The organism is Mesorhizobium sp. 43Arga, from assembly GCF_053714255.1.
The window spans coordinates 717,423-729,672 of sequence record NZ_JBSKBO010000001.1; the positions used below are offsets into that span (position 1 = coordinate 717,423).

General features: G+C 63.8%; 11 protein-coding genes. 5 read left to right on the forward strand and 6 right to left on the reverse strand.

Features of this window, described 5'->3' with window-relative positions; translation table 11 throughout:
* The 6 genes from ACWGS8_RS03570 to ACWGS8_RS03595 all read right to left on the reverse strand — a co-directional run bounded on the left by ACWGS8_RS03570 (position 1) and on the right by ACWGS8_RS03595 (position 7,659).
* Positions 1-1,017 carry a zinc-binding alcohol dehydrogenase family protein gene (locus ACWGS8_RS03570; protein ID WP_454579626.1) on the reverse strand — a complete coding sequence of 339 codons (1,017 nt, stop codon included), beginning with the start codon at positions 1,015-1,017 and terminating at the stop codon, positions 1-3.
* 64 nt (positions 1,018-1,081) lie between these two features.
* A complete protein-coding gene (locus tag ACWGS8_RS03575; RefSeq protein ID WP_019861267.1) occupies positions 1,082-2,050 on the reverse strand; it encodes an ABC transporter permease in 969 nt (322 codons plus the stop codon).
* The gene (locus tag ACWGS8_RS03580; protein WP_454579627.1) at positions 2,047-3,600 is read right to left on the reverse strand and encodes a sugar ABC transporter ATP-binding protein; all 1,554 of its coding nucleotides are present in this window, start codon (positions 3,598-3,600) and stop codon (positions 2,047-2,049) included. Before ACWGS8_RS03580 ends, ACWGS8_RS03575 begins: the two co-directional genes overlap by 4 nt.
* A gap of 166 nt (positions 3,601-3,766) precedes the next feature.
* Positions 3,767-4,762, reverse strand: a complete 996-nt coding sequence (locus ACWGS8_RS03585; protein WP_123170143.1) for an ABC transporter substrate-binding protein — start codon at positions 4,760-4,762, stop codon at positions 3,767-3,769.
* Positions 4,763-5,092: 330 nt separating this feature from the next.
* Complete coding sequence (locus ACWGS8_RS03590; protein ID WP_454579628.1) at positions 5,093-6,091, reverse strand: aldo/keto reductase; 999 nt, start codon at positions 6,089-6,091, stop codon at positions 5,093-5,095.
* A 62-nt stretch (positions 6,092-6,153) separates the two neighbouring features.
* Positions 6,154-7,659: a UxaA family hydrolase gene (locus ACWGS8_RS03595; RefSeq protein ID WP_454579629.1), complete on the reverse strand. Its 1,506-nt coding sequence runs from the start codon at positions 7,657-7,659 to the stop codon at positions 6,154-6,156.
* Positions 7,660-7,911: 252 nt separating this feature from the next.
* On the opposite strand from ACWGS8_RS03595, the gene ACWGS8_RS03600 reads away from it, so the two are divergent.
* The 5 genes from ACWGS8_RS03600 (at position 7,912) to ACWGS8_RS03620 (ending at position 12,165) form a co-directional block, all read left to right on the forward strand.
* Positions 7,912-8,814, forward strand: coding sequence for a GntR family transcriptional regulator (locus ACWGS8_RS03600; protein WP_454579630.1), 903 nt, complete (start codon positions 7,912-7,914; stop codon positions 8,812-8,814).
* Between the two features lie 122 nt (positions 8,815-8,936).
* Positions 8,937-9,293, forward strand: coding sequence for a DUF2946 family protein (locus ACWGS8_RS03605; protein ID WP_454579631.1), 357 nt, complete (start codon positions 8,937-8,939; stop codon positions 9,291-9,293).
* 97 nt (positions 9,294-9,390) lie between these two features.
* Positions 9,391-9,930: a copper chaperone PCu(A)C gene (locus ACWGS8_RS03610; RefSeq protein ID WP_454579632.1), complete on the forward strand. Its 540-nt coding sequence runs from the start codon at positions 9,391-9,393 to the stop codon at positions 9,928-9,930.
* Between the two features lie 26 nt (positions 9,931-9,956).
* Complete coding sequence (locus tag ACWGS8_RS03615; protein ID WP_454579633.1) at positions 9,957-10,475, forward strand: YcnI family copper-binding membrane protein; 519 nt, start codon at positions 9,957-9,959, stop codon at positions 10,473-10,475.
* A 55-nt stretch (positions 10,476-10,530) separates the two neighbouring features.
* The gene (locus tag ACWGS8_RS03620; protein WP_454579634.1) at positions 10,531-12,165 is read left to right on the forward strand and encodes a copper resistance CopC/CopD family protein; all 1,635 of its coding nucleotides are present in this window, start codon (positions 10,531-10,533) and stop codon (positions 12,163-12,165) included.
* Positions 12,166-12,250 lie beyond the last annotated feature (85 nt).

Here is a 12,250-nt window from a genome sequence, read left to right on the forward strand (position 1 = left end):
CTAACCGATCTCGATCACGGCCTTGATCAGGCCGGATTTTTCATGCGCCCAGCGGGCGAGATCGCTCGGCGTATCGGCCAGCGTCGTGCGGTGGGTGACGAGCGTGGCCAGGGGCACGGAGCCGTTGCGGATCGAGGCTGCGACATGATCGAAATCGGCATGCAGTGCATTGCGGCTGCCAACCAGCGTCATTTCGCGTTTGTGGAATTCCGGATCGGAAAAGACGATGTCGTCCTTGACGACGCTGACCAGAACCAGTGTGCCGCCATGCGCGACATGAGCGAAGGCCGACTGCACCGACCGGGTGTTGCCGGTGGCGTCGAAGACCACGTCGAAGCCCTCGCCAGATGTCGCTTCCCTGACCAGGTCCGGCACCGCTGCGCGCGAGCCGTCGAGGATGCTGAAACCAAGTTCATTTTCGGCGAAAGCGAGGCGTTCACTGCTCATGTCGAGCAGCGTTACGTCGAGCCCGGCGATGCGGGCGAAGATGGCGTTGCCGAGTCCGATCGGGCCGGCACCGATGACCAGCGCGCGGGCGCCGGGATCGGCGCGGGCGCGACGTACCGCATGCGCGCCGATGGCCAGGAATTCGACAGCGGCGGCGTCGGCCAGCGACAGGCCATTGGCCGGATAGAGATTCTGCGCCGGGACAAGAATGCGTTCGCACATGGCGCCGTCGCGATGGACGCCCAGCACCTCGATCTTGACGCAGCAATTCGGTTTGCCGTGCCGGCAAGCGATGCACTTGCCGCAGGAGAGGTAGGGGTTGATGACGACCGGTTCGCCAATGGCAAGGTCGATGCCCTCGCCAGTCTCGATGACGGTGCCGGAGACTTCATGGCCCATGATACGGGGGTAGGCGACGAACGGGTGCTTGCCCTCGAAAATATGGTAGTCGGTGCCGCAGATGCCGACATGGCTGACGGCGACCAGCGCCCAGCCGGCAGGAGGCGCGCCGGGCGCAGGGCGGTCTTCCAGGACGAGTTCGCCGGGCGAGCGGCAGACAACGGCTTTCATGTTTCAGTCCAGTTGGGTTTCCGACTCGCCTTCACGTCGGGCCGGAGATCGATTTCAGCAGTGGTCACTTGCCGCCGCGGCGGCGCAGACCGTCGAAATAGACGATGACGATGATCAGCACGCCAGTGATGATGCGCTGCCAGAAGGCGTTGACGTTGAGCAGGTTGGCGCCGTTGTTGATGGTGGCGAGGATGAAGGCGCCGAGCAGCGGGCCATGCACGGAGCCGACCGCACCGAACAGCGAGGTGCCGCCGATGACCGAGGACGCGATCGCCTGCAGTTCCCAGCCCTCGGCCTGGGTCGGGTTGCCAATGCCAATGCGCGAGGCCAGGAGCACGCCGACAAAAGCCGCGCACAGGCCCGACAGCGTGTAGGCCATGTAGATGGTACGCTGGACATTGACACCGGAGAGGCGCGAGGCCTCGGCGTTGGAGCCGACGGAGAACAGGTAGCGGCCCCAGCGGCTGTGATGCAGGAAGATGTAGGCGGGGATACCAACCAGGATGACCATCCAGAACAGATTGGGCACGCCGAGGAAGGAGTTGCGCGAGAATTCCTGGAAGGCATCATTGTTGATGGAGATCGAGTTGCCGTTGGTCATCAGAAGGCCGATTCCGCGCAGCGAGGTCAGCGTCGCCAGCGTTATGATGAAGGGCGGCAGGCCCATCTTGACGATGCCGAAGCCGTGGAACAGGCCGATGGCAACGCCGACCAGCAGCGTGATCAGGATGGCAAGGAAGACGGGTATGCCGGCATTGATCAGCATCGCCGCAATGACGGTGGCGAAGCCAACCACCGCACCGACGGACAGATCGATGCCGCCGGTGATGATGACGAAAGTCTGGCCGACCGCCAGGATGGCGATCATCGAACCCTGACGCAAAAGGTTCGAGATGTTGTTGGCTGAGGCGAAGCTCGATGTCGACAGCGACAGGATGACCCAGAGCAGCACCAGCAGCGCCAGCAGCGTCAGCCCGAACAGGGCGTTGTAATTGCGCTTGGGTTTTTCGGCAGGAATCGCCTCGGTGCTCATATCTTTCCTCCCAGCTTTTCTTGTTTCTCGGCGAGCGCCTGTGTGAGAATTTCCTCGTGATCGGCGGTGCGGAAGCCGTGTGTCGCCACCAGCTTGCCGCGGCGGAACACATGCAGCGTGTCGGCCAGCTCATAGACTTCCGGCAGATAGGACGAGATCAGGATGATGCCGGCGCCCTTCGACAAGAGCGCGCCGAACAGGCGGTAGATCTCGGCCTTGGTGCCGACATCGACGCCGACCGTGGGTTCGTCGAAAATGAACAGCTTGGCGCCATGCGCCAGCCATTTGCCGATGACGATCTTCTGCTGATTGCCGCCCGACAGGCTGGAGGCCAGCGCGTGGCGTGTCGGCGTCTTGATGCGGAGATCGGCGATCTGGCGGTCGGCCTGGGTCTTCTCCTGCGCGCCGGAGATCAACATGTTCTTGGAGATGCGCTTGTAGATCGGCAGGTTGAGGTTGAGGCCAACCGGCAAATTGAGGCAAAGACCCTGGTCGCGGCGGCTTTCCGGCGCCAGCGCCATGCCGAGCTTGATCGCGTCATGTTCGGAATTGATCTGGACCGGCTTGCCTTCCCACAGGATCTGGCCAGCCGATTTGCGATGGCGGCCGTAGAGCGTGGTGACGAATTCGCTGCGCCCCGCGCCGATCAGCCCGTAGAGCCCGACAATCTCGCCGGCACGGACCGTCATCGAGACATTTTCAAAGCCCTTGCCCGACAGGTTCTTCGTCTCGACGATCGCGGCGCCCGGCGTGAAATGCTCCTTGTGATAGACCTGCTCGATCGAGCGGTTGATCATCAGCTTGACCAGTTCGGCATCGTTGGTCTCGGCAATGTTTCTGGTGCCGACCAGCGTGCCGTCGCGCAACACGGAGACGCGATCGGCGAGCTCGAAGACTTCCTCCATGCGGTGGCTGATGTAGATGATGGTCACGCCTTCGGACTTCAGACGGCGGATCAGGGTGAAGAGCTGGTCGGCCTCCTTGCGGGTGAGGTAGGCGGTCGGCTCGTCGAAGATCAGGAATTTGGTGCCGCGCACTGTGGCGCGGGCGGCGGCGATCAGCTGCTGCTGGCCGATGGTGAGATCGCCAAGCGTGACGTGCGCCGGCAGGTCGAAGCCGAGATCGTCGATGATCTTCTGCGCTTCCTTGACCATGGCGCGCTGCTGCAGGATGCCGAAGCGGGAATTCTCCTCGCCGAGGAACATGTTGGCGGCGACCGTCAAATGACGGCAGAGCACGACTTCCTGGTGCACGGCGTTGATGCCGAGCGCCATCGCCTCATGCGGGGTCGCCAGCGCCGCCGGCTTGCCTTCCCAGATGACCTCGCCGGAGGTGCGCGGCATGACGCCGGTCAGAAGCTTGATCAGAGTGGACTTGCCGGCACCGTTCTCGCCGACGATAGCGTGGATTTCGGCTGCCTTGAAGGCCAGCGTCACCGGCTTCAGCGCATGGGTGCCGGGATATTTCTTCTCGAGGCCGCGCAGTTCGAGGATCGTCCTGCCGGGCTCCAGCACGGGGGCAGGGTGCAGGTCTTGCGCCGTCGATGTCATGACAATCCTCCCTGATTGGCTTCCCAGATTGGCCTCACGATCTGGCACGCAGCAGGCATTCGAAATGCCTGCCAGACCAACCTAGCCCAGGCTGCCGGATTTCCAAGCGATATCGCTGTCGTTTCCGGGGCGCGAGGCCCCGGAAACTGTGCGTCTCTACCGTTGCTTACTTGAGCTTCGGATTGAGCAGCGCGTCGATCTTGGGATCCTTCATATTCGCCTTGGTGACGAGGTTGGCTCCGGTGTCGACATTGGCCTCGACCTTCTCGCCCTTCGAAGCGGCGAGCGCGGTCTTGATGCCGTCATAGCCCATCCGGTAGGGGTCCTGGACGACGAGGCCGGAAATGACGCCGTCATTCAGGAACTTGATCAGCTTCTCGTCGCTGTCGAAGCCGATCAGGCCGACCTTGCCGGCAAGCTTGTTCTCGGCGATCGCCTGGCCAACGCCCTGCGCCATGATCAGATTGGAGGCGAAGATGCCCTTCAGGTCCGGATTGGCGGTGATCAGGTCGGTCGCGATGTTAAGGCCGGTGGTGGCCTGGCCGTCGGCATATTTGTCGGCGATCAGTTCGAGGCCGGGATACTTGGCCTTGAGCTGTTCCTTGAAGCCCTGGGCGCGCTGCTCGAGCGAGCCGGCGCCAGGCAGTGCGGTGATCAGGGCAACCTTGCCTTCGACCTTGCCGCCATTAGCCGCGCCGATGGCTGCTGCAAGACCGTCCGCGGCGACGCGGCCGCCCTGGACGTTGTCGGTGGTCAGGAACGAGGTGAAGGCCTTGGAGTCGGCGCCAGAGTCGATGCCGATGACCTTGACCTTGGCCGCTGCCTCGTCGATCGGCTTGCCGAGCGCCTTGGCTTCCGTCGGCGCGATGACGACGGCGGCCGGGTTGCCGGCGACGGCGTTCTCGAGGATGGAGATCTGGCCGTTGACATCGGTTTCAGCCTGGGCGCCGAGTTCCGGCACGTTGACGCCGAGATCCTTGCCGGCCTTGCGGGCGCCGGCGAGCACGATTTGCCAGTAGAAGGACGTGGTGTCCTTGACGATGATCGGAATGGTCACGTCCGCCGCCGAAACCGGCGCTGAATGCATGACGCCGGCGAGCATCGACGCTGCTGCCAGGGCCATGACGGCGCGGCGGTTGAGAATGCTGGTCACGAATTTCATAGGATACCTCCCTAAGTCGCCCGGTGAACGTTACGGGAGCTCCGTTCGGATAGGCGTGGCCCAAACAGAACTTTATCAATAAAAAACAGTTACGCTGTTTTGATAGTGCATCGATCTGGACGATGCAAGCGGTGTTTCGCACCTGATCCCCATGTCAGGCACAGACACATTCACGCGCCGCTCCTCCCTGGACGCAGCCGAACGCTCCCGTTTCGTGAATGCATGGAATATTAATTCCATGCATTAGTCAATATGGAACATTCATTCTTTCTGCGGAGTCGCGCATTTGTGAAGGTCGAGCTCTCCTGTCAAGGCTGGCGGACGCCGGCTTCACGCCAGGCTCTGCACCACCGTGTAGGGACGGTATTTGGCGTAGTCCGTCCCCGGCACGGTGGTGTCGAGCAGTTCAAGGTTACGCGTCAGGTTCGCCAGTTTGGCGGTGCCGGTCAGCACGGTGGCGACCGTCGGTTCGTGCAGGGGAAACTGAAACGCGGCAGCGGCCAGCGGGTAACCGCCTTCGCCGGCTATCCTTTCCATAGCGTCAACCCGATCGAGTATATCGCGGCTGGCGGGCTGGTAGTCGAAATGCGCGCCTTGCACCGGCCCGGTCGCCAAAATGCCGGAGTTGAAGACGCCGCCGATCACAAGCGATGTCTGCTGCTCCCGGCACAGCGGCAGCAGTTCGGCTTCGGCGCTACGGTCGAGCAAGGAATAGCGGCTGGCGAGCAGGATGCAGTCGAGCGGCGCCCGGCGCATCACGTCGAGGCAGATCTGGACTTCGTTGACGCCGAGGCCGTAGGCGGAAATCGTGCCGGCCCGCTTCAGCTCCTCGAGCGCCTTGAGCCCGCCATCCATCAACTGGCGAAAGTGCAGCTTGTTCTTCTCGACGCCATGCGTGTAGGCGCCGATGTCGTGCACATACAGGATATCGATCTTGTTCAGCCCAAGCCGCGCATAGCTGAAGTCGACCGACCGCATGATGCCGTCATAGGAATAGTCGTAGTCGAGCGCGAAGGGCAGCGGATCGACATAGGAATGGTCGGGCACCTGGTCTTCAGGCACCGGGCGGAACAGGCGGCCGACCTTGGTGGAGAGCACGTAGGAATCGCGCGGCTTGTAGCGCAGGAAATCGCCAAAACGCCGTTCCGACAGGCCGAAACCATAGAAGGGCGCGGTGTCGAAATAGCGCAACCCCGCCTCCCAGGCACCTTGCAGCGTCTCCATTGCCGCCTCGCGTGGACAGGCGCGGTACAAGCCGCCGATCGCGGCGCCGCCGAAGCTGACCTCGGTGACCTCGAGCGCCGTCCGGCCGATGCGGCGTTTTTCCATGCAAACCCTCCCCGTTGCCGGCCGCTGTCCAGCCCGGCAGTTCTACCACATTTCCGTTGAATTCAGAGCGTCGCGCCGAGATGCCAGGGCACGAACTCGTTGTCGCCATAGCCGAAATCCTCGCTCTTGGTCTTGCGGCCGGAAGCCGTCTCGACGATGAGTTCGAAGATCTCGCGGCCCATGCCGGCGATGGTCTTTTCGCCCGAGGCGATGACGCCGCAATTGACGTCCATGTCCTCTTCCATCTGGTGATACATGGTCGAGTTGGTGGCGATCTTGATCGACGGTGTCGGCCGGCAGCCGAAGCAGGAACCGCGCCCGGTGGTGAAGACGATGACATTGGCGCCGCCCGCGACCTGGCCGGTGGCCGAGACCGGGTCGTAGCCGGGCGTGTCCATGAACACCAGTCCGTTGCCGGTGACCTTCTCGGCATAGCCGAAGACACCATTGAGCGGCGTCTGGCCGCCCTTGGCGACCGCGCCCAGCGACTTTTCCAGGATGGTGGTGAGGCCGCCGCGCTTGTTGCCGGGCGAGGGGTTGTTGTCGATCGAGGCGCCATGCTTGGCGACGTGATCTTCCCACCATTTCACATAGCCATCTAGCTTCTTGGCGATCTCGGGTGTCGCGGCGCGGTAGGCGAGCAGATGCTCGGCGCCGTAGATTTCCGTGGTCTCGGAGAGGATGCCGATGCCACCGACGCCGGCCAAAATATCGACGGCCGCCCCCAGCGCCGGATTGGCGGTGATGCCCGACATGCCGTCGGAGCCGCCGCATTGCAGGCCGACGACGATCTCGCTGACCGGGATCGGCTCGCGCTTCAACTGGCCGACTTCCTCGGCGATCTCGGCCAGCACGCCCATCGCCTTCTCCACCGATTTGCGCGACCCGCCGGCATCCTGGATGTTGAAATGGCGTTTGCCGGCCGCGGCGCCCTTCTGGCCATAGAGGGTGAGCTGGTTGACCTCGCATCCCAGGCCGACCATCAGCACGCCGCCGAAATTCGGGTGGCGGGCATAGCCGGCAAGGGTGCGGTGCAGGACCATCATGCCGTCGCCAGTGCCGCTCATGCCGCAGCCCTGACCGTGGACGATCGGCACGAAACCGTCGATGCCGGGATATTTCGGCAGCAAGGTCCGGTTGGCGGTGTCGGCGATGGAATGGCAGACCGTGGCCGAGCAATTGACGCTGGCGATGATGCCGATGAAGTTGCGCGTGCCGGCGCGGCCATCGGCGCGGCGATAGCCCATGAAGGTGCGGGCGCGGTCGGCCGCTGTCGCATGCTCGGCCTCGCTCGGCGGCACCACCGGCAGGCGGCCGGCCTCGAACACCAGATTGTGCGAATGGACATGTTCGCCCGGTGCGATGTCCTGCGTCGCGCGGCCGATCGCCTGGGCGTATTTGACCACGGCTTCACCGGCGGCAATCGGCTTGATCGCCACCTTGTGGCCGGGCTCGATAACAGCGGTGGCAAGCGCGCCGCCCGGCAGAGCCGTGCCGATCTCGATGCGGCCATTGGCAACGGCGACATTGTCGGCGGGAGACAGAAGAATGGTGTTCGAGGCGTTCACGGGCGGTTTCCTGGGTGATCCTGGGATGCGCGGATTGACACGCGCCTGTTAAGAGTTAATGTCTTTTATCGTGAAAAAACAGTTTTGCGTCAATTGTTTTTTCGCAGGCGTTCCGCACGCCTCTGGCTGGCGGTGGCGCTGCAAACAATGGTCCATGCCCGGCGAAAGCGATTCCTGCTTTTCAGGGTCATGGGAACGTCATATTGCGCTTCAAGCCGGCCGCCGCAAGCGCCGGCATGAATGGGTCAGGGGATGTCCAAGAGCAACAACGTCTACAAGGACGCCTATAACAGGTGCCTCAGGCTGCTCGACGAAACGCGCAGCCTGCCGTCGGAACCGGAACTGGGCACGCTGCTCGGCGTCAGCCGCACGACCGTGCGCAGCATCTTGGCGCGCATGGAGGAAACCGGGCTTATCGCCTGGAACAAGCGTGCCAAGACGGTGCTTCGCGACCCGCGTCCCGACGATTTCTTTCCCGAGGAAGAGACCGACACACTGGCCGAGATCATCGAGCGGTCGTTCATGCGGCGGCTGCTCGCCGGCGGCGCCGAGGCCGGCATGCAGATCAACGAGCTCGAACTGGCGCGCGAGATCGGGGTCGGCACCACCAGCGTGCGCGAATTCCTGATCCGCTTCTCGCGCTTCGGCCTGATCGAGAAGCGCCGCAACAGCCACTGGGTACTGAAGGGTTTTACCCGGGCTTTCGCGCTCGAATTGACCGAGATCCGCGAGATGTTCGAACTGCGCTCGGCGGCTGCCTTCGCCGTTCTGCCGCAGGACAGCCCGGTCTGGGCCGATCTCGACCGCCTGGAGGACGAACATCGCCTGCTGGCACGAGAGATCGCCACGCGCTTCAATGCGTTTTCCGAGCTGGACGAGCGCTTCCACCGGCTCATCCACCGCGCCTCGCGCAACCGCTTCATCGTCGATTTCTACGACGTCATCGCCATGATCTTCCATTACCACTACCAGTGGAACAAGGCGCAGGAGCGCGAACGCAACGAAGTCGCGGTGGGCGAGCACCTTGCCTATATCGAGGCGCTCAAATCGCGCGACCTCGGTAAGGTCGACGCGGCCTGCCGCAAGCATCTGAAATCTGCGCGCCAGACGCTTTTGACCTCCATCCCCGAAAGCCGGTCCCTGCAGAAATCCTGATCGCGCCGCGTTGCCGCAGCATCGAATTGGCGATTTTCGACCTGCCGCCGCCATGATAGGTATCCTTTCAGGAATTGCTTGAAGAGGCAGATGGCTTGAACCGCCGGGGGAGACGCTGGAGCATGCCGACCGCGCTTGTCGCGGCCTGCCTGTTGCTGCTTCAGTCGACGCTCGGTGCGTTCGCCTTCGCTACCGGGCCGAATGCCGCGCAGTTCGACGCTTTCGGCAATGTCATCTGCACCCACGACGGCGCCACCCAGCTTCCCGGCGGTGACCAGCACCCGTCCCATCTGCCGGCCTGCTGCACGCTTGGCTGCAGCATGTTTTCATCCGCCTTTGCGCCGCCGCCCGACGCCGGGCCGGCCCTGGCCAGCCTTTCCTTTGAAGCGGTCGCGTTCGTTTTTCCGGCGAGCATTCATCTCGACTTCGCGCGCGAACGCTGGCCGTCGAATCCGCGCGCGCCGCCTCTGGCTGCCTGAGCTTGCTCGCCCGGCGGAACTTTTCGCGGGCGCACCCATCCAAGGACCAAACAGCTCGCGACCGGCGACGGCGCGATCATCACTTCATGGAGCAACCATGTCCTATTCTTCCCCCATAGCGGCAGCCACGCTGTTCAGCCGCATTCTGTCCCACGTCCAGGAGCGTCTCGGCACTGCCGTGCTGGCCTTGGCGGTCATGCTCGCCGGCGCTCAATCCGTCCTGGCGCATGAGTTCAAGGTCGGCGATATCGAGATCGGCCATCCCTGGTCACGCGCCACGCCGGCCGGCGCCAAGGTGGCCGGCGGCTATTTTACCATTACAAACAACGGCAGCGCGCCGGACCGTCTGCTGTCGATTTCGTCCGACATCTCGGACAAGGCTGAACTGCATGAGATGGGCGTCAAGGATGGCGTGATGACGATGCGGCCCGTTGTCGGCGGCCTGGAGATTCCGGCCGGCGGCAAGGTCGTTTTGGGTCCCGGCAGCTATCACGTGATGTTCATCGATTTGAAGCAGCCACCCAAGCAAGGCGAGATGTTCGCCGCCACGCTGACCTTTGAAAAGGCCGGGACGGTGACGATCAAATTCGCCGTGCAGGCCATGGGCAGCGCCGCGCCTCAAGAAGAGAACGACTGAAGCGGCCATCGTACCGAGGGACAATCATGAACAAGTATCTTTTGTCGGCGGTAGCACTTCTGGTGCTGGGGACAAATGCCGCCTTCGCGCATATCACGCTCGAAACCCAGGAGGCGGCGGTCGGCTCGACTTACAAGGCAGTGCTACGGGTACCGCATGGTTGCGACGGCAAGGCGACGACCGCCGTGCGCGTGCAGATTCCGGAAGGGGTGATCGCAGTGAAACCGATGCCGAAACCCGGCTGGACGCTGCAGACCAAGAAGGGCAAATACGAAAAATCCTACCAGCTCTATGGCCAGGCGGTGACCGACGGCGTCAAGGAAGTCGACTGGAGCGGCGGCAATCTGCCGGATGAATTCTACGACGAGTTCGTCTTCCGCGCTACGCTGACGGCGGACCTGCCCGTCGGCCAGCAGCTCTATTTCCCTGTGGTGCAGGAATGCGGCGATGCCGTCGACCGCTGGATCGAGATCCCGGCGGCGGGGCAGGATGAAGACGCGCTGGAGACCCCGGCGCCCGGCATCAAGCTCACACCGAAGAAATAGTTTCTCCCCTGGCGCGCTCTGCTAACCGGAGCGCGCCGCACCCTCGTGGCATGGCATGACCGCAATACCCTCCCGGATGCTCGATACCAACAGCAAGCGCGTCGGCCGGATTGCCGGCGGGCTGCTGGCCGTGCTCATGGCGCTTATGGTCATGGCCTCGACCGGTCAGGCCTTTGCCCATGCCGCGCTGATCAAGACCGACCCGGCCGACGGTGTCGTTCTGGCGCAGGCTCCGGCGCAGTTCTCACTGACCTTCAGCGAACCGGTTTCGCCCTTGGTGCTGACGCTGGTGAAGCCAGACGGCACGCCGGTTGCGCTGACATCCTTCCGGCTCACCGACCAGACGCTCGAGATCGACAATCCGCAGGCGCTCAAATCCGGCACGCATGTGCTGAGCTGGCGCGTCATTTCCGCCGACGGCCATCCGGTCGGGGGCTCGCTGCTGTTTTCCATCGGTGCGCCGACCGAGCCGCCCGCCGTGTCCGAAGCCGTCGACTGGCCGCTGCGATTGTCGATCTGGATCGGCAAGGTCTTCCTCTACATTGGCCTCTTCCTCGGTGTCGGCGGCGCCTTCGCCCTTGCCTGGCTGGCGGGTGAGGGACGCGACGGTCAGCGGTTTGTCACGGCCGGGATCCTGTGCGGCCTGGTGGCGGCACCCTTGTCGCTCGGCTTTCAGGGTCTCGATGCGCTTGGAGCGCCGCTCTCCCATCTGGCACAGCCGGTGATCTGGCGGACCGGGCTCGGCACCTCCTTCGGCTGGGCGGTGCTGGTCGCCCTGACCGCGCTGGGCCTCGGTTTGCTGTCGCTGGCCGGACCGCGTGTACTCGCCGGCCCATTGGCGCTTGTCGGCCTGGCTGGCGTCGGCGTTGCGCTTGCCGCCAGCGGCCACGCCAGCGCGGCCGAACCGCAATGGCTGACGCGGCCGCTGGTGTTCGTGCACGGTATCGGCATAGCCTTCTGGGCCGGCGCGCTGGTGCCGCTCGGTCTCGCGCTGAAGCACCAGACGGCTGGCGCCATCGCTTTCCTGCGCCGCTTCTCCTCGGCGATCCTGCCTGTCGTGGCCGTGCTTGCCGCGGCCGGCGTCGCAATCGCCGTCATCCAGGTGCAGACGCCCTCGGCGCTGGTCGGCACCGCCTATGGGCTGCTGCTGCTGGTCAAGCTGGCGCTGCTGGTCTTCCTGTTCACGCTGGCCGCGGTCAATCGCTGGAAACTCACCGCTTCCGCCGAGGCGGGCGCCACGGAGGTGCAGCGCAGGCTCACCCGTTCGATCGGCGTCGAAATTCTGATCGTGCTGGCGATCTTCGGCGTTGCCGCGGGATGGCGCTTCACGCCGCCGCCACGGGCTCTGGCGATCGCGGCGGCGCAGCCGGTCTCGGTCCATATCCACGCGCTGGAGGCGATGGCCGATCTCAGCATCACGCCGGGCCATGCCGGGCCTGTCGCCGCCTCGATGATCATCATGACCGGTGATTTCGGGCCACTCGACGCCAAGGAGGTGACGCTGGTGCTGTCCAAGCCCGATTCAGGCATCGAGCCGCTGAAGCGCGCGGCGACCAAGCCCGGCGACGGCAGCTGGCGTGTCGACAACCTCGTCATTCCGGTTCCCGGGCGCTGGACGGTGCGCATCGACATCCTGGTCTCGGATTTCAAGATGGTGAAGATCGAAGCGCCGGTAGACATCCGGCCGTAGCCGACAAATGTGATCGTCGCCGAACGGTGGCATGGTGCAACTGCAACACAATTCGGCGAGGCGGTTGACGCGGCCCGAAAGGCCC